Raw genomic sequence first — 16,765 nt, 5'->3', positions numbered from 1 at the left:
GACAAACTGGTTTCTGATATAGTTAAAAAATCCCCTTTAAAATCATAAAACTAAACAAAAATCTACCTATCACACAATCAGAAAGAGCACAACCATGGCAATAAAATATATTTAATTTATCGCAGCTAAAGCATCAAGCTTTTCTTTATATTCATCCGTTTTATTATCTAAAAGTGGAGTCTCCTCATAGTAAAACTGAGTTATGTATTTACCATTTTGATCAATAGCCACTCCAAAGCCGCTCCATATTTCTGCATTTTCTTCCGAGTATACGAATAGCGCATCTATAGCTTCAAATAACTCTACTGATGACTTCAACGGTGGTCCCTTAGAATTATTATGAGGTATCTTTTCATTTCCCAACCAACATCCGGCAATAGCTTTACTTCTTAACCCAAATTTTTCATCTCGAAGTCGCTCTGTATAATATACAATCTTTGACCAATTAACTGGAGCCACATAAATGATTTCATTTACAATAACATTAACCAATTGAGCTCTTTTTAAAAAATTCATTTTTAGCCACCTGCTCTATTTTTCAATTCTAATACGTTCCCACTCATCATTTGATCTCTAAAAAATTACCACAAAGCGATCAGGTCTTAATGTAAAATTATTGCCTCGTTCCACCGTTATACGGCGGAATGCCCAACAGGTTAATCTTTTAACAAAATTTACTATTTTCACTTCAAGACATCTATTTACAACACAGCAATCCTAACTCAGGCGCAAAAAAAATTTAAACGCCAAACCATGTCGCCCTACTCTAGTGCTTTAATCTTTTTTTTGGCATGATGAAACTGAATTCATAGTGAATAATGATAAATGGAACAAATGCGTTGGTTAGAGTTGCTTTCCGCAATTCGTTTAGGTAGTAAAAAAAGCAGTACAGAATTGGCCCGTAGCCCATTCCATAAAGATTACGACAGAATTATATTTTCCCAAAGCTTTCGACAACTGAATAGAAAAACCCAGGTTCATCCGCTTACCCAACATGATGGGATTCACACCCGCTTAACTCATTCACTGGAAGTATCTTGTATTGGCCGCTCGCTCGGTATGCTGGCAGCAGAAAAAATTAAAGATGAATTACCCATGTGGATTTCACCTGCCGATGTCGGTGCAATTATTCAGGCGGCGTGTCTGGCGCATGATATTGGCAATCCCCCCTTTGGCCATGCGGGTGAATACGCAATCCGTGAATGGTTTGATGATGCTTCACATCGCGACTTTCTAACCAAACTGACCCCAGAAGAAGAAGCTGATGTACGTCAGTTCGAAGGCAATGCTCAAGGACTTCGCCTGCTTAGCCGGATTGATTATCACCCTGATGATGGCGGTATGCGCCTAACCTGTGCCACGCTGGGTGCTTATTTAAAATATCCGTGGCTGTCTAAAACGATTGAAGAACAAGGTGATACCCCTTCTCATCAACGGGCAAAATTTGGCTGTTATCAATCTGAAAAAGAAATTTTAAAACAATTGGCTGAACAGCTCGGCCTGATTCAACTGGGTGAATATCATTACTGCCGTCATCCCTTGACCTATTTATTAGAAGCAGCTGATGACATTTGCTATGCGCTAATTGATTTAGAAGATGGCATTATTCTCAATATGTTGAACTATGCTGAAGTTGAACCGATTTTCCTGAATTTGATTGCTGATTATGGCTATCCAGAGGAATTACATTTACCGCATACCACTTGGCAGCAAAAAATCGCAGCCTTACGCGGTCGTGTCATGAAGCGTTTAGTCGATGAAGTCACCACTGCGTTTGCCAAGCATCATTTTGAAATTTTGACAGGCCAGCTCAAAGGTAGCCTATTACAATATTGCTCACCAGATATTGAGGCAGGCATTCAAACGGCGAAAAATCTGGCACGTGACCGAATTTTTGAACATCCTCAGAAATCAGGTTTAGAGATTATTGCCCATCAAAGTCTCCAAACAATTCTGGATGCATTTATTCCTTTGACCATGCCACATAAGACATTAAGCTTTAAAGAACAGCGATTAATGTCAATTTTGCAACATTCAGGCGTAAATCTGCAAAACAACCATTATAATAATATTATGCAAGTCTTAGATATTATTAGTAAGTTCTCTGACCATCAGGCTTATAGTCTGGCGCAAGAGTTGCAAGGAAATAAAATAGGATTCTTTTAAAGGCTTAAATTAAGCTCTGTTAGTCTCTTAAATCACCAACTAAATTGTTTTAAAAAATAGTGAAATTTTACTCATGATCGGATGTTTAATTGGCGAAGTGTTTGCCCTAGAAGCCCCAACCGTATTACTGAACGTGAATGGCGTTGGCTATGAAATCGACACCCCACTTTCAACATTTTGCCAATTACAAAAAGGACAAAAAGTCACGTTATGGACACATTTAGTTGTCCGTGAAGATGCACAGCAATTGTATGGCTTTATTGATGCGCAGGAAAAAACTATTTTCCGCACGCTACTCAAAGTCAATGGTGTAGGCCCTAAAATGGCACTAGGCATTCTTTCAACCCTGAGTGTTGAATTGCTGATTCATACCATTGAACATGATGATGTAAATACCCTGATTAAAGTTCCGGGTGTAGGTAAAAAAACAGCTGAACGCTTAATGATTGAATTACGTGATCGCTTTAAAGCCTTGGCCCATCCTACAGGCGGCTCAAGCAATGCAGCGGCAACGCAAATCCAGTTCATGTCAAACTCACCTGTTGCCGAAGCCGAAGCCGCATTACAATCGCTCGGTTATAAACCAGCTGAAGCACAAAAAGCCGTTGCAGCCGTCAAAGCAGATTATACTGAGTCAGCCGACATTATCCGTGCTGCGCTTAAATCCATGATGAAGTAATAGATATATGCAAGATCGTCTTATTAGCGGAACAGAGAAACCTGAAGATCATTTTGATCGTGCCATTCGTCCCACGTCTTTGGCTGATTATATCGGTCAGCCTGTGGTGCGTGAGCAAATGGAAATCTTCATTGGCGCGGCCCGTGGTCGTGGTGAGGCACTTGATCATACCCTGATCTTTGGCCCGCCGGGCTTGGGTAAAACCACCTTGGCAAATATTATTGCGCGCGAAATGGGCGGTAATTTAAAGTCGACTTCTGGCCCAGTGTTAGAACGTGCTGGCGATTTGGCTGCCATGCTGACCAATCTGGAAGAAGGTGATGTTCTGTTTATTGACGAAATTCATCGTCTTTCACCTGTGATTGAAGAAATCCTCTATCCTGCGATGGAAGACTATCAACTGGATATTATGATTGGTGAAGGCCCTGCTGCCCGCTCAATCAAGCTGGATCTACCTGCATTTACTTTAGTTGCGGCAACAACACGTGCAGGTTTGTTGACTTCGCCATTACGTGACCGTTTCGGGATCGTGCAACGATTAGAGTTCTATTCGGTTGAGGACTTGACGCATATCGTGACACGTTCTGCCAACTTGATGGATGTGCCGATTACTCATGAAGGCTCAACAGAAATCGCCCGCCGTGCACGCGGTACACCGCGTATTGCCAACCGTCTATTACGTCGTGTTCGTGACTATGCGCAAGTCAAAGGCACAGGTGAAGTGACTCAAGACATGGCACAACGCGCTTTGGACATGCTCAATGTTGATAAAGCAGGCTTAGATACGCTAGATCGACGTTATCTCAGTATGTTACTGGAACGTTTTGAAGGACGACCGACAGGTGTTGAAGCATTAGCCGCAGCGATGGCAGAAGACAGCGGAACACTGGAAGATGTGATTGAGCCATATTTGATTCAGCAAGGTTATGTGATGCGGACTGCTCGCGGTCGTATTGCCACCAATATGGCGTATTTACAGTTTGGTATGACACCGCCTGAGTCAAACAATTAAGCGAAAGAAGAGAGTTCTCTCTTCTTTTTTTTAATTTGAACCTTCTCCCTAAAGCAAAATAATAATTTTATTATCAACAAATTAGCGACTCTATACCTTTTAAGTCTTTATTTATACCTTATTGATTTTTTAATATTTTCAAGAACTGCATTATAAGAAAAATACAACGTAAATCTGATAAACAATAATTTTTAGGATAAGGATATGTATAAGAAAGCCACTTTATTACTTCCACTCGCCCTCGTGAGTCAACTCAGTATGGCAGATTGGATAAAAGATGCCGCACAACAAAATGAAAATCAGGTTATTCAGTTAAGACAACACATCCATGAGCACCCCGAACTTGGCAATATGGAATTTAAAACATCTGAGCTTGTTCAAAAAGAATTGAAATCTTATGGCATTCAAGTCAAAACAGGTTATGCAAAAACAGGAGTCATTGGCATCTTAAAAGGCGATAAACCCGGTCCAGTCATGGCGCTTAGAGCGGATATGGATGCTTTACCGATGCAGGAAAAAAGTGGCGTTCCCTTTGCCAGCAAACAAAAAGCAATCTATCAAGGTAAAGAGACTTATGTGATGCATGCTTGTGGACACGATGCTCACACTGCAATGCTCTTAGGCGCAGCAAAAATTCTGGCAGCCAACAAAGATAAAATATCAGGCACAGTCGTTTTTGTATTTCAACCCGCCGAAGAAGGTGGCGCAGATATCGATAATTTCACACACGGCGATCAAATCGGCTCAAGAAAAATGATCGCGGATGGAGCATTTAAAGACGATAAGCCAGAAGCTATTTTTGGTATGCATGTTATGTCTGGTATGAAAAGCGGACATCTCTACTATAAAGATGGTGCCATTTTAAACAGTGCAGATCATTTACGTATTCAAGTCAACGGCAAACAAGTTCATGGTTCCACCCCTTGGTTAGGTAGAGATCCGATTTATGCGTCAGCTCAAATGATTAACAATATACAAAGCCTTATTAGTCGAAGAACCGATCTGACTCAAGGCATGGGCGTCATCAGTATTGGTAATATTCAAGGTGGAACGGCCGGAAACATCATTCCTGATCAAGTTAATATGATTGGTACCATTCGCTCCAATAACGAACAGATACGAGACAACATCTTAAAAAGTTTACCGACACTTGTTGAACATAATGCTCAGGCCAATGATGTAACGGCCAAAGTTGAGATTGCGCCTTATGCTCCAGTAACAATGAATAACAAGGCACTCACTCAACTTATTCAGCCAACATTGACCAAAGCTGTCGGAGATTCGAAACTTCATCTGATGGACCATAATGCAAGTGCCAGTGAGGATTTTGCCTATTATGGAAAATTAATGCCGTCCTTCTTTGTTTTCTTAGGTGCGACACCTGAAAATCAGGACTTAAGTCAAGCCGCGCCGAACCATAGCCCCTATTTTATCGTCGATGATAAAGCCTTAAAAACAGGAACAGAGCTGCATGTAAGATTCATCTTAGATTATCCAGAAATCGCGAAACAAGTTCAGGCCGCATGGAAACCGTCTTAACTTAACAACATATAAGTTATAGAGCGTCCCGTTTTAGACAATAAAGACCGCAATCGCAATTGAAAGGTTGTGCCATAGGACTTAGTATGCAATCTGCTAAACTGCCCCGTATTTAAAGCAGGTCTATGACGTTGAATAGAACTGATGTTTTATTTAGCAGTCATATTTTTAAATATAAAGCCCTATAGTGAACTAGAACGGAATACTCTCATGGCGAATCATTTTGAATTTAAAATTCGTGTTTATATCGAAGATACAGATGCAGGTGGTATCGTCTACCATGCCAACCATATCCGTTTTATGGAACGTGCGCGCACTGAATGGTTACGTGCTGCTGGAGTTGATCACTACTGGCATCAACAAGATTACAACTTCGTTGTGCACCAGATTCAGGTCAAATATGTACGACCTATATTAATGGATGACTTAATTACCGTTACAGCACGTGTTATTTCGTGTAAAGCCGCATCATTTGTGTTGCAACAAAATATTTATCGTGGTGAAATCTTGCTGGCTTCAGGTGAGGTTGTGTTGGCATGTTTAAATAAAGAGTTAATGCCACGGCGACTTCCTGATGAAATTCGTGACCTGATTCAAAAAGAATTGGCACAGGACTAAAATAAACTTTCGGCACAGTAACTTATGGCAACTAATTTAGAATCTTCTCTACACATCTCCGACCTTATTTTGCAAGCAAGTCCTGTTGTACAACTGGTCATGCTGATTTTATTACTCGCTTCAATTTATAGCTGGTATCTAATCGCCAAATTGCATATGGGCTTCAAAAAAGCAGGACAAGATGATGAGCATTTTCAAAAGATGTTCTGGTCAGGTGCCGAATTAAATACCCTTTATAATAATGCTCAACTCAACTCTAAACGTCGTGGTTTAGAAGACATCTTCTATCAAGGGTTGGGTGAGTTTTTCAAATTACAAAAACGTAAAGCAGATACCAATCAAACCATCGAAGGCACTGAACGTATCCTTCGTGTCGGTTTAAGCCGTGATCAAGGTGGTTTAGAACAAGGCTTAGGTGCACTTGCCAGCATTGGTTCTGTTGCACCTTATATTGGTTTATTTGGTACTGTTTGGGGCATTATGAATGCCTTCATCGGTCTGGCTGCGGTGGATCAAGTTACGTTGGCAACAGTTGCACCGGGTATTGCCGAAGCGCTCATTGCTACAGCAATCGGTTTATTTGCTGCAATTCCAGCGGTACTTGCATTTAACCACTACACAGCCAAAGGCGAATCGATCTATTCAGACCGTGCCTTATTTGCAGAAGAAATGGTTGCTCTTTTACAGCGTCAAGCGATTGGAACGACACAGGAAGATGCATAATGGCGATTCAAAGATCTGGACGTTTTGAGCGGATTAAAAAACCACTGAAAAGCGATATGAACGTCGTTCCTTATATCGACGTCATGTTAGTACTCCTGGTTATTTTTATGGTGACCGCACCCATGATCACCAGTGGTATCAAAGTAGATTTACCTCAAGCCAATAACCACCCTATTGAATCTAAAGATATGCCAGCGATGGTCACCATTGGCAAAGATGGCAATATCTTTTTACAGTATCAAGAACACAAAGGCAGTGAGCCACTATCACTGGAACAGCTTGAAACGCTTTTAAGTGAAGCTCAAACTCAAGCTGAACAAGAAAATAAGCAACTGACTGTTCTCGTGAATGGTGATAAATCTCGTCCTTATGGTGAAGTGGTTTCACTTATGGCGAGTCTACAAGAAGCAGGCCTAACTCAAGTTGGCTTACTGACCGAGCCGTTAAAATAAGCTATGAAAAAATTTCAAGAGCCGCCTTTTAAGCAAAATGCGATTGCACTGGGTTTCACACTCGGTGTTCATGCAATCGCGATTGTTGGCTTACTGTTTTTAGGCTTGAGTAAACCACCAGAAGAGCCTAAAAAACTCACCACTATTTTGGTGAAGCCAGAAGATTTACCTCAATCGCTTCAGCAGCCTGAACAGCAAGTCACTGCTGATAAACAAGCACCAGAAGTGGTCAGTCCAAATGTAGATCCGACCTTACCTGAAAATATTCCTGTAGCCCCTCCACCACCAACTGCACAACAACTTGCAGCTGAAAAACAAAAGGTGGAACAAGCACAGCAAGCAAAATTAGCTGAACAAAAACGTAAAGCCGATGAAGCTGCTCGTGCCAAGCAAGTCGAAGAACAGCGTAAACTTGCAGAAGCACAGGCACAAAAACAACGTGCCGATGCTGAAACAAAACGTCAAGCTGATGCCAAGGCAAAAACTGAAGCTGAAGCAAAACGCAGAGCTGAACAAAGTGCGAAAGCTGAAGCCGATGCCAAAGCACGCCAGAAAGCCGAGCAAGATGCGAAGTTAAAACAGCAGAAAGCAGCTGAAAACGCAAAACTTCAAGCTCAGCAAGAAGCGAAACGTAAAGCTGACGCAGACGCAAAACGTAAAGCTGACGCAGACGCAAAACGTAAAGCCGATGCAGATGCCAAAGCGAAAGCTGAAGCGGATGCAAAACGCAAAGCCGATGCGGATGCCAAACGCAAAGCTGAGGCAGATGCTAAAGCGAAAGCCGACGCGGATGCAAAACGTAAAGCTGATGCAGATGCAAAACGTAAAGCTGATGCAGATGCTAAACGCAAAGCTGATGCAGATGCCAAACGCAAAGCCGACGCAGATGCCAAAGCGAAAGCCGACACAGATGCCAAACGCAAAGCTGACGCAGACGCTAAACGTAAAGCCGATGCGGATGCAAAACGTAAAGCTGACGCAGATGCCAAAGCGAAAGCCGACGCAGATGCTAAACGCAAGGCCGATGCGGATGCAAAAGCCAAAGCTGAGGCCGATGCGAAACGTAAAGCAGAAGCAGAAGCGGATGCAAAAGCTGCTGCTGCAAAAAAAGCTGAACAGGATGCTGCCCAGAAGAAAGCGGATGCAAAACGAATTGCATCAACAGCTAAACGAGATTTTGAACAAAAAATCTATCGTGCATGGAACATGCCATCGGGTTCATCAGGTCAGCGTGCCAGTGCGCGTGTCACCTTGAGTGATAGCGGAGCTGTTTTATCTGTTGTTGTTTCTGCGAGTGATCCTGATGTGAAAGCAAGTGTAGAAGCTGCGGTTCGTGCTGCTGCACCTTATCCAATGCCAGATGATCCAGTAGCACGCCGTGAAGCAAGAAGCTTTACTTCAAGTTTTACTGCAAAATAGTAATGAATAGTTAACGTTACATGCTTTTAATAGCACAAAGCATGTAACTATGTTAAATAATCAACAGCCACAAAAATACGACGCAAGTAATTGTAACTATGGACAAGACTCGTAAACACCTCCTCTCTTTAGCAGTTTTTGCTGCAATTAGCACAGTTGTTCCAACAGCAACTTTCGCTCAATTACATCTTGAAATTGCAAAAGCACCTGAACAAGCACCAAAAATTGCGATTATCCCATTTGCAAATGACAATGCGATCTATCCAATTGTGGAAAGCGACTTGAATCGCTCAGGCCGTTTTACTAGTGCATCTCAAAATTTACCTGCAACTGCCAGCCTAAATCAGGTACAGGCAGGTGATTGGCAAAATGCAGGTGTACCTTATGTTGTTGTGGGTCAAATGAAGGCTGTTGATGCCAATACATTTGAAATTCACTACCAATTGTACGATGTACAAAAACAACAATATTTACTCAATGAAGTACTCACTGTGCCTCGCTCGCGCGTACGTCAAGCTGGACATCTGATCAGTGATACGATTTATCAAGCCTTAACGGGTATTGCGGGTGACTTTAGCGGTCGTATTGCCTATGTATTACGTAATCAGGCAACACCAGCTCAACGTTATACTTTACAAATTGCAGATACGGATGGCGAACAACCTAAAACAGTGCTGTCATCACGTGATCCAATCCTCTCTCCGGCTTGGACACCTGATGCCAAGAAAATTGCCTATGTTTCTTTCGAAACTAAACGACCAGCAATTTACCTACAAGATTTAGCGACAGGACAACGCGAAGTTTTAGCCAGTTTCCGTGGCTTGAATGGCGCACCAAGTTTCTCGCCAGATGGTAAATCAATGTTATTTACCGCTTCTATGCACGGCAATCCTGAAGTTTATCAAATGGATTTAAGTACTCGCCAAGTACAACGCATGACCAATGACTCTGCGATTGATACTGAAGCGCGCTACTCACCAGATGGCAAGTCATTCATCTTTACATCGGATCGCGGTGGTTCACCACAGATTTATCGTTATAGCTTTGATGACAGTTCAGTCAAACGTCTAACCTTCAAAGGTGCATTTAATGCACGCGGCACATTAAGCGCAGATGGTAAAATGATTGCCCTTGTCCATCGTCCAAGCGGCAGTAACTATAAAGTTGCCATTCAGGATATCAACACAGGTATTACCAATATTCTCACACCAACCAGTTTAGATGAATCACCAAGTTTCTCGCCAAATGGCCAAATGGTCGTTTACGCAACGCGTGAAGGAAATCGTGGTCTTTTATCAGTCATGTCTACTGACGGTCGTTTCCGCATGAATTTACCAAGCGAACAAGGTGAAGTTCGTGAACCAGCTTGGGCACCAAAATAAATTTAATCGATTGGAGAATCGTATGAACATTAAATATTTAACGCTTCCACTTATTGCTGCAACACTCGTTTTCACGGGTTGTGCAAGCCGTAAACCTGCTGCTGAAATTACTGCGGGCAATACACCAAACGGTTCATCAACTGTAAGCACCGATGGTTTAAGTGAAGATGCAGCTTTAAATGCACAAAACCTTGCGGGTGCATCTTCAAAAGGTGTAACTGCTGCAAATAAAGCATTTTTAGCGAAACGTGTTGTTCACTTCAACTATGACAGCAGTGACTTATCAAACGAAGATTATCAAACATTGCAAGCACATGCTCAGTTCCTTGTAGCCAATGCGAACTCTCGTGTTGCCCTTACAGGCCACACAGATGAACGTGGTACACGTGAATACAACATGGCGCTTGGCGAGCGTCGTGCCAAAGCGGTTGAAAGCTTCTTGATCACCAATGGTGTCAACCCGCAACAGCTTGAAGCAGTAAGCTATGGCAAAGAATCTCCTGTCAATGCAGGTCACAACGAAGCTGCATGGAAAGAAAACCGCCGCGTAGAAATTAACTACGAAGCTGTTCCACCATTATTAAAATAATCGTGTGAATGCTTTAAATAAAAATGCTCACTTTAGGTGAGCATTTTTATTTTCGATCAAGACGTAGATTGAGCATCGGTCTTGGTTTGCATCGATTCAATCATATCGTGCTTGTTGAACTCTTTGTATTCTGGCTTCGCCTCATACTCTTTCCAAGCCTCTTGCACCTTCTCTTTAGAAATCGTTTCTAAACTAATAGGTTCGCTTGGCGTAGGAGTTGCGTCAAAATTCTTGGTTGACATCTTTAATCTCCAAACATCCTGTCTAGTATCCGTCCAACATAGCATGTAATGGCTTACTTGTAATCATAAAAGCAACATAAATAAAGTAAGATAATTTTTATTTTTGGGCGTTCTCATCTAGAATAGCCACATTCATTTTTATCAATTTTTGACACGGCTAAATCGGAGCTATTCAATATGTCAAACCTTACTTTGACCCAATACCTAGAACAACAAAATGGGAATTTGACTCCAGAGTTGGCACAAGTCATCGAAACAATTGCAGCAACTTGCCAGACGATTGATCAAGCATTACAAAAAGGTGCTTTAGCGGGTGTTTTAGGCAGCGCTGGCAATGAAAATGTTCAGGGTGAAACGCAGAAAAAACTAGATGTCATTTCGAATGATTACCTGATTGATGCATTAAAAGTTCATCCACAAGTGGGTGGCTTGGCTTCAGAAGAATTAGATGACTTCACTCCTGCTCAAGAAAATGGCAAATATTTAGTTTTATTCGATCCATTAGATGGTTCAAGCAATATCGACATCAATATGTGTGTGGGTACGATTTTCTCTATCCTTCCTGCAAAAAATACAATCACACAAGCTGCTGATTTCATGCAAGCAGGGACGGAACAAGTTGCTGCGGGTTATGTACTTTATGGCCCATCAACTATGCTCGCACTGACTGTTGGCGCAGGCGTTGTATTCTTTACTTTTGATCCAACCACACAAAGCTTCTTATTAACTTCTGAAAAAGTTCAAGTTTCAGCAGATACACAAGAATTTGCAATCAACTCATCTAACCAACGTCATTGGGAAAATCCAGTGAAACGCTATATTGATGAGCTACTTGCTGGTAAAACATCAGTGCGTGAAAAAGACTTCAATATGCGCTGGGTTGCATGCATGGTCGGTGACATTCACCGTATCTTATGCCGTGGCGGTATTTTCCTTTACCCTTATGACTTGAAAGACCCTAAAAAAGCAGGTCGTTTACGTTTGATGTATGAAGCAAACCCAATGAGTATGCTGATTGAACAGGCAGGTGGTGCGTCTACAACAGGTCGTGTTCGTATTCTGGATATCCAACCAACAGAATTACACCAACGTGTTCCAGTCATTATTGGTTCTAAGAACGAAGTTGAACGCGTAACCAGCTATCACTAATTAATTTTATAATTAGGGCATTATCAACTATTTATAATGCCCTTTTGGATGTTTATCTTATGGCAGTTATTTTTCTAGAATCAAAAGACAATGCAAAGATCAAACATTTGCGTGGGCTGATCGAGCTGAACAGCGCCCGAAAAAAGCATCAGCAAACGGTTCTGGAAGGTACACATCTTTGTCTGGCTTGGTTACAACAGCAGAAAAAAATCTTTTCTCTATTTACGACCGAACAAGCACTGAATCACCCTGAATTACAACAAGTCATCGAATTACATCAAGGCCATATTTTTGTTATTAGTGAAGTACTTTACAAAGATTTAAGTACTTTAGGCACTACGCTACCTTGCTTAGCCATTGTTGATCTTCCTAAAAGTTCAGTCACAATTGATTTTAATGCAGATACACTCATTCTGGAAAATGTTCAGGATCCAGGAAATGTCGGCACACTTCTACGTTCTGCGGCTGCTGCAAATATTAAGCAAGTGATTTGTACTCAAGGCTCTGCATCATTGTGGTCACCACGTGTATTACGTGCAGGTATGGGTGCACACTTCAGCCTAACTTGTTTTGAAAATTTTCAACTCAGTGATCTACTTCCAAAGTTTGACATTCCTGTCTTTGTGACCAGTTCACACCGTTCAACCAGCTTATACACACAAGATTTGACTCAAGCATGTGTATGGATTTTGGGTAATGAAGGTCAAGGTGCCAGTGACTATGCCCTAGAACACGCTCAAGCAGTGACGATTCCTCAACCGGGTGGCCAAGAATCTTTGAACGTTGCAATTGCAGGTTCAGTCTGCTTCTTTGAAATGGTGCGCCAACGTCAGTAAAACGTTATTTTATTTTAAATACGCGTTTTTTACTGGGAAAATCTATTACACTACTAAAAATAATTGCTTAAGTTGTCAACGCGCCCACCATTTTCAACGTTATATGATTAATGAATTGAAATAATAATGGTGGGTATCCATGACAGGATTTTCCATCTCTATGGATTTAGCACCTAAACAGGCTCGAACGGAAAACGGTACTGATCGTAGTACGGTTGAACAACGTCTGCGTTTCTTTATGCAAGACGTGACTGGTCGTGCGCTTGTGATGATGGAGAGTGCGACACAGGGACAACAAGGCATTGCAATGGATCTGGTTCAGGAAGCCTTTATTTCATTGCATAAATCCTATGCAGATAAGAGTACCGATGAATGGTATCCCCTGTTCTATACCATATTGAATAATAAACTTCAGGACTGGAGAAGAAAGGAAGCCCGTCGAGCAAGTCCATTCTCATTATTTAAGAAAATCAGTTTAGATGATGACGAAGAAATTATTGATGTAGTCGATGAATCAACTCCAAACCCATTTGAGTTCCTTGATCAGGAAGTGACGATAGAGGAAATTCAGGCTGCAATTAATCAATTACCAGTTCGTCAGCAACAAGCGTTCATGTTAAGAGCTTGGGAAGGCTTTGATACGATGACGACAGCGCAAGTTATGGATTGTAGTGAAGGTAGTGTAAAAACACATTATCACCGTGCAATTCAGGGACTCAGAATTGCTTTAGAGCACTTAAATCCACATACGGGAGGATCATCAGATGAAAAAAGATGAGTTCGCTAAACAAGTGACTTCCAAACTTGATCAACTTGCAAGAGAGCAGCACCACAATAAAATGATGGTGATGAATCATGTTTTAGATACGGTACAAAAGAAACCTACTTCTTATTACAGTATCTGGAAAATGACAGGTTTTGCTTTTGCAGCTGCCATTATGGGTATTGCTGTATTGCCAAGCTCTTTACAGTTAATCGATAAACCGCAAAATCAGGTTGTGGTTAATCCGAAACTATCTCCTCAGATGGTGGAAGATATGGAAATGTTATTGGTTCTAGGTGAGGATAAAGTTCCACATGGCAGCTAAAAAGTTAGCACTTGTTGTGTGTACGCTCGGCTTATTGCAAACCAGTTTTGCAGGTTCGGAACGTTTCTGGATTTTTTCAAAACAGAATAAGCCAACAACTGAAGAAGCATGGGATGATTTATCCCCAGAGGAACAACGCGTTTTAATTAAACGCTATCAGTCGTTAAAGGAAATTCCGACTACACAAAGCTCACAACTCCAACAAAGAATGGAATGGTTTACTCAATTGCCAGAAGATGAAAAACAGAAAATGCGTGATGTATGGCAGAAAATGAGTACTCAGGAACGTACCACCTTACGTAAACGTATGCAAAATGCGAGTACAGAAGAGCGGGTAAACATCCGAGAAGAATATTTAAGTAAATACGCTGAACATTGATTTTTTAATTTCATAAAAAAAGAGCGCCAAATATGGCGCTCTTTTCTATTTCATGTTTTATTTTTTCATACGGCGATAAACCAATAGACCGAATAAACCAAATATAGATAGGAAATTCATACTACCGCCTCCACCTTTACGGGTATCGTCAGAGGTCGTACCTGTACTGATAATTTTCACAGTCGCAGTATTTGAAATTAAACCTTCTGCATCATAAACCTGATAATTAAATGAATAATTAAATGGGTTAAAGATATTTATTTCCTGAACATAAATATTACCGCCATAGCAAGTTTCCTGCTGATCAGGTTCAGGGCATGGACCTTTGCGGTCAGCAGTCACGCTAATATTCTCAGATGGAACATTAGTCAGTTTGATTGGTAACTCAACTCCTTCCGCATTTCTCCAGAATTGTGGCTTATTTGGATTACTTGCAGGGCCTTTTCCACCTTCTCCCATATCACCATAGTCATTGGCGAAGTTCAGCAGGTTGATAGCAACCTTTTCTTTCTTTTGATATTTCAATGTAACCGAAGTATCTTTTGCTTCTGGCGCGATATTTAAAAATGCAGCACTAATCAATCCAGAAGAGGTAATTGAAGGATCTGCTCGATATTGAACTGTATATTTACAGAAAATTTTATCGCCTGCTTGTGTAATACGATCATCTGTACGATAGAAAATAATTTGTTCTAAATCATCATTCCATTCACAAACCAGATTTTCCGCATCCTTTTCATCAATATTCTCAACATTGTCGCTGATTTGCCCTTTTCCTAAAGGCTTAGTTGTAACGATATAATTTTGTTTATTAAAGAATGCCACTTTAGAAGTGCCATCAGCTTGCTGAGTTTCTTGAGGAATCGGCAACTGATAATTTTTTAAATCAATAAAGATCGCTCTATATTTTAAATTAGTCTTTGTCTTCTCATATAAGTTTTTATATTCTTGAGCGCGAACCTTATAGTAAGTTAAGAAATCAGGATTATTTGGCTGCTTAACAAGATCATTAAAGAAGTCCAGCTGGTTTTTGTAGTTTGCCACTAATGTTGTCAATGAAATATTCGAGACATCAGTAACATCACCCGCTGTCAACTTCATAAACTCAACAGAACCAATATCGCAGGAATTGCGCGAGTCTGGATCATAATGCAATGTACCATCAGTAATACGTGCGATATTGCGTTGGTCTGTTGCACTACAGCCAGTGACACCCGTATTAAGTAAATCTTTTTCCAACTTGGTATTTACTGGATAATATAGGGGTAAAAAAGCCGTAAATTCCGACTCTGGCTGTAATGTCGTTAAAAGCGTACGGATGTTAACAGCACTAATATCAATATTAGTATGCTTCTCAGGTAAGGCCAGTTTTGGTAAATCGCACTTACTCGCCCCATTTAGAGAAAAAGCGTTATAAAGCGGGACGATATCTACCTCTTTCTCTTCGGTGACATCCCCTAACAAATAACGGCAAGAATAGCCTCCATTATTATAAGCAAGCACATTGAAGCTTAATATTTTCAGCCCTAACTTATCATATAGAAAAGCAGAGTAAGCATTATTCTCCACAATGGTATTACTGAGTAAATTGATACTACTCAAGTTACTTAAAATACTAGAGTTGTTTGTAGGCGTACTGCCTATCTGACTATCGCCTGTAAATTTAATCAAGCTACCATTTGATAGGTTTACTGTATTTTGCGCAATCGTATTCGTACTTAATGAAGCTGTAGGCTCTCCACAAAACTCAAGCATACTACTTGAATTCGCTGTACCATTTGCAATAAGACTACTCGTCTTTACTTCAATATTCCGTTTAGAATATACATTATCATTAATACAACTCATGGCAAGTAGGCTACCTAAAGGCGCCTTATTATTTTTTAGTAGAGCACTGACTATATTTAAAGAAGATGATGACCCTGCTAAGAAAACAGCTCCTCCACTTACCCCAGCCTCACCATCTAAAATTTGGACATTTTGCAAACTTACATTGCCACCAGCATAAATCGCTCCACCACGGTCTGAGGTTTTACCATTTTTCAAAATGATATCATTGAGGGTTAATGAACTATTATTACCAGTCGTATTAAAAATACGGCCTTTTCCTCTGGCATCAATCGTTGTTTTCAACACCGTTTGTGCAGGGTAGTCATTGGTAATAACGCTTCTTTTTTCCCAATCAACGGGACTTTTGCCCAAAATCACAATATCAATCTTTGGTGCCAATTCTCGATCCAGTACATAAGTACCCGCTTCTAATTGAATCGACTTAGTCGTAGCAGGCGAAGTATCCGTGACTTGACACCCACCATAAGACTTTCTATCTGCTGCCGTTTTTAGTGCCTCTCGCAATGAACAGGCATAGTTATTTTCACCATCTTCATCTACAAAAGTTGTAACTTGGATTGGGGCACTACTTGTCGCTGCAAAAAGCGGCATCGTCGCAAGCACCAAGGTGGCTAGCAAAGTTTTTTTATAATTTTTCATCT

At 41.0% G+C, this 16,765-nt stretch carries 18 protein-coding genes; 15 read left to right on the top strand and 3 right to left on the bottom strand.

The window, feature by feature from the left end; translation table 11 throughout:
• Positions 1-111: 111 nt before the first annotated feature.
• The gene (locus PJ15_RS18870) at positions 112-516 is read right to left on the bottom strand and encodes a hypothetical protein (protein ID WP_047432369.1); all 405 of its coding nucleotides are present in this window, start codon (positions 514-516) and stop codon (positions 112-114) included.
• Between the two features lie 309 nt (positions 517-825).
• On the opposite strand from PJ15_RS18870, the gene PJ15_RS15590 reads away from it, so the two are divergent.
• From PJ15_RS15590 to pal, 10 genes are all read left to right on the top strand, one after another.
• Positions 826-2,166 (top strand): deoxyguanosinetriphosphate triphosphohydrolase, encoded by a 1,341-nt coding sequence (locus PJ15_RS15590; protein ID WP_047432366.1) that lies wholly within the window; start codon positions 826-828, stop codon positions 2,164-2,166.
• A 73-nt stretch (positions 2,167-2,239) separates the two neighbouring features.
• Positions 2,240-2,845 carry a Holliday junction branch migration protein RuvA gene (gene ruvA, locus PJ15_RS15585; RefSeq protein ID WP_004771457.1) on the top strand — a complete coding sequence of 202 codons (606 nt, stop codon included), beginning with the start codon at positions 2,240-2,242 and terminating at the stop codon, positions 2,843-2,845.
• A gap of 7 nt (positions 2,846-2,852) precedes the next feature.
• Complete coding sequence (ruvB, locus tag PJ15_RS15580) at positions 2,853-3,857, top strand: Holliday junction branch migration DNA helicase RuvB (RefSeq protein ID WP_004771455.1); 1,005 nt, start codon at positions 2,853-2,855, stop codon at positions 3,855-3,857.
• A 204-nt stretch (positions 3,858-4,061) separates the two neighbouring features.
• A complete protein-coding gene (locus PJ15_RS15575; protein WP_047432362.1) occupies positions 4,062-5,396 on the top strand; it encodes a M20 family metallopeptidase in 1,335 nt (444 codons plus the stop codon).
• A 210-nt stretch (positions 5,397-5,606) separates the two neighbouring features.
• Positions 5,607-6,014, top strand: coding sequence for a tol-pal system-associated acyl-CoA thioesterase (gene ybgC / locus PJ15_RS15570; RefSeq protein ID WP_004771451.1), 408 nt, complete (start codon positions 5,607-5,609; stop codon positions 6,012-6,014).
• A 24-nt stretch (positions 6,015-6,038) separates the two neighbouring features.
• Positions 6,039-6,737 carry a protein TolQ gene (gene tolQ / locus PJ15_RS15565; RefSeq protein ID WP_004771450.1) on the top strand — a complete coding sequence of 233 codons (699 nt, stop codon included), beginning with the start codon at positions 6,039-6,041 and terminating at the stop codon, positions 6,735-6,737.
• Positions 6,737-7,189 carry a protein TolR gene (gene tolR / locus PJ15_RS15560; protein ID WP_004771447.1) on the top strand — a complete coding sequence of 151 codons (453 nt, stop codon included), beginning with the start codon at positions 6,737-6,739 and terminating at the stop codon, positions 7,187-7,189. The genes tolQ and tolR overlap by 1 nt, the downstream gene beginning before the upstream one ends.
• A 3-nt stretch (positions 7,190-7,192) precedes the next feature.
• A complete protein-coding gene (tolA, locus tag PJ15_RS15555; protein WP_047432359.1) occupies positions 7,193-8,608 on the top strand; it encodes a cell envelope integrity protein TolA in 1,416 nt (471 codons plus the stop codon).
• 98 nt (positions 8,609-8,706) lie between these two features.
• The gene (gene tolB / locus PJ15_RS15550; protein WP_047432357.1) at positions 8,707-9,990 is read left to right on the top strand and encodes a Tol-Pal system beta propeller repeat protein TolB; all 1,284 of its coding nucleotides are present in this window, start codon (positions 8,707-8,709) and stop codon (positions 9,988-9,990) included.
• A gap of 22 nt (positions 9,991-10,012) precedes the next feature.
• Complete coding sequence (gene pal, locus PJ15_RS15545) at positions 10,013-10,579, top strand: peptidoglycan-associated lipoprotein Pal (protein WP_004771442.1); 567 nt, start codon at positions 10,013-10,015, stop codon at positions 10,577-10,579.
• Positions 10,580-10,635: 56 nt separating this feature from the next.
• Here the strand turns inward: pal and PJ15_RS15540 are convergent, their stop codons facing one another.
• Positions 10,636-10,821 carry an NF038105 family protein gene (locus PJ15_RS15540; RefSeq protein WP_004771441.1) on the bottom strand — a complete coding sequence of 62 codons (186 nt, stop codon included), beginning with the start codon at positions 10,819-10,821 and terminating at the stop codon, positions 10,636-10,638.
• Positions 10,822-10,998: 177 nt separating this feature from the next.
• Between PJ15_RS15540 and PJ15_RS15535 the strand changes: the two genes are divergently transcribed.
• The 5 genes from PJ15_RS15535 (at position 10,999) to PJ15_RS15515 (ending at position 14,273) form a co-directional block, all read left to right on the top strand.
• Positions 10,999-11,970, top strand: a complete 972-nt coding sequence (locus PJ15_RS15535) for a class 1 fructose-bisphosphatase (protein ID WP_047432355.1) — start codon at positions 10,999-11,001, stop codon at positions 11,968-11,970.
• Positions 11,971-12,029: 59 nt separating this feature from the next.
• The gene (locus tag PJ15_RS15530) at positions 12,030-12,806 is read left to right on the top strand and encodes a TrmH family RNA methyltransferase (RefSeq protein WP_005256759.1); all 777 of its coding nucleotides are present in this window, start codon (positions 12,030-12,032) and stop codon (positions 12,804-12,806) included.
• 160 nt (positions 12,807-12,966) lie between these two features.
• Complete coding sequence (locus tag PJ15_RS15525; protein WP_047432352.1) at positions 12,967-13,584, top strand: RNA polymerase sigma factor; 618 nt, start codon at positions 12,967-12,969, stop codon at positions 13,582-13,584.
• Positions 13,571-13,894, top strand: coding sequence for a hypothetical protein (locus PJ15_RS15520; RefSeq protein ID WP_047432350.1), 324 nt, complete (start codon positions 13,571-13,573; stop codon positions 13,892-13,894). The genes PJ15_RS15525 and PJ15_RS15520 overlap by 14 nt, the downstream gene beginning before the upstream one ends.
• Positions 13,884-14,273 carry a DUF3106 domain-containing protein gene (locus tag PJ15_RS15515; RefSeq protein ID WP_005256755.1) on the top strand — a complete coding sequence of 130 codons (390 nt, stop codon included), beginning with the start codon at positions 13,884-13,886 and terminating at the stop codon, positions 14,271-14,273. Before PJ15_RS15520 ends, PJ15_RS15515 begins: the two co-directional genes overlap by 11 nt.
• A gap of 57 nt (positions 14,274-14,330) precedes the next feature.
• On the opposite strand, the gene PJ15_RS15510 is transcribed toward PJ15_RS15515, so the two are convergent.
• Positions 14,331-16,763 carry a CSLREA domain-containing protein gene (locus PJ15_RS15510; protein WP_047432348.1) on the bottom strand — a complete coding sequence of 811 codons (2,433 nt, stop codon included), beginning with the start codon at positions 16,761-16,763 and terminating at the stop codon, positions 14,331-14,333.
• Positions 16,764-16,765: the final 2 nt, after the last annotated feature.

The sequence above is a fragment of the Acinetobacter sp. neg1 genome, assembly GCF_000788125.1.
GTDB lineage: Bacteria > Pseudomonadota > Gammaproteobacteria > Pseudomonadales > Moraxellaceae > Acinetobacter > Acinetobacter vivianii.
Note: the sequence above shows the minus strand (reverse complement) of the source record. Positions and strands in the feature narration are given on the sequence as shown.

What these genes read in the sequence shown, in the direction of transcription:
- PJ15_RS18870 (WP_047432369.1), bottom strand. Translation starts at nt 516, where the DNA reads ATGAATTTTTTAAAAAGAGCTCAATTGGTTAATGTTATTGTAAATGAA.
- PJ15_RS15590 (WP_047432366.1), top strand. Translation starts at nt 826, where the DNA reads ATGGAACAAATGCGTTGGTTAGAGTTGCTTTCCGCAATTCGTTTAGGT.
- ruvA (WP_004771457.1), top strand. Translation starts at nt 2,240, where the DNA reads ATGATCGGATGTTTAATTGGCGAAGTGTTTGCCCTAGAAGCCCCAACC.
- ruvB (WP_004771455.1), top strand. Translation starts at nt 2,853, where the DNA reads ATGCAAGATCGTCTTATTAGCGGAACAGAGAAACCTGAAGATCATTTT.
- PJ15_RS15575 (WP_047432362.1), top strand. Translation starts at nt 4,062, where the DNA reads ATGTATAAGAAAGCCACTTTATTACTTCCACTCGCCCTCGTGAGTCAA.
- ybgC (WP_004771451.1), top strand. Translation starts at nt 5,607, where the DNA reads ATGGCGAATCATTTTGAATTTAAAATTCGTGTTTATATCGAAGATACA.
- tolQ (WP_004771450.1), top strand. Translation starts at nt 6,039, where the DNA reads ATGGCAACTAATTTAGAATCTTCTCTACACATCTCCGACCTTATTTTG.
- tolR (WP_004771447.1), top strand. Translation starts at nt 6,737, where the DNA reads ATGGCGATTCAAAGATCTGGACGTTTTGAGCGGATTAAAAAACCACTG.
- tolA (WP_047432359.1), top strand. Translation starts at nt 7,193, where the DNA reads ATGAAAAAATTTCAAGAGCCGCCTTTTAAGCAAAATGCGATTGCACTG.
- tolB (WP_047432357.1), top strand. Translation starts at nt 8,707, where the DNA reads ATGGACAAGACTCGTAAACACCTCCTCTCTTTAGCAGTTTTTGCTGCA.
- pal (WP_004771442.1), top strand. Translation starts at nt 10,013, where the DNA reads ATGAACATTAAATATTTAACGCTTCCACTTATTGCTGCAACACTCGTT.
- PJ15_RS15540 (WP_004771441.1), bottom strand. Translation starts at nt 10,821, where the DNA reads ATGTCAACCAAGAATTTTGACGCAACTCCTACGCCAAGCGAACCTATT.
- PJ15_RS15535 (WP_047432355.1), top strand. Translation starts at nt 10,999, where the DNA reads ATGTCAAACCTTACTTTGACCCAATACCTAGAACAACAAAATGGGAAT.
- PJ15_RS15530 (WP_005256759.1), top strand. Translation starts at nt 12,030, where the DNA reads ATGGCAGTTATTTTTCTAGAATCAAAAGACAATGCAAAGATCAAACAT.
- PJ15_RS15525 (WP_047432352.1), top strand. Translation starts at nt 12,967, where the DNA reads ATGGATTTAGCACCTAAACAGGCTCGAACGGAAAACGGTACTGATCGT.
- PJ15_RS15520 (WP_047432350.1), top strand. Translation starts at nt 13,571, where the DNA reads ATGAAAAAAGATGAGTTCGCTAAACAAGTGACTTCCAAACTTGATCAA.
- PJ15_RS15515 (WP_005256755.1), top strand. Translation starts at nt 13,884, where the DNA reads ATGGCAGCTAAAAAGTTAGCACTTGTTGTGTGTACGCTCGGCTTATTG.
- PJ15_RS15510 (WP_047432348.1), bottom strand. Translation starts at nt 16,763, where the DNA reads ATGAAAAATTATAAAAAAACTTTGCTAGCCACCTTGGTGCTTGCGACG.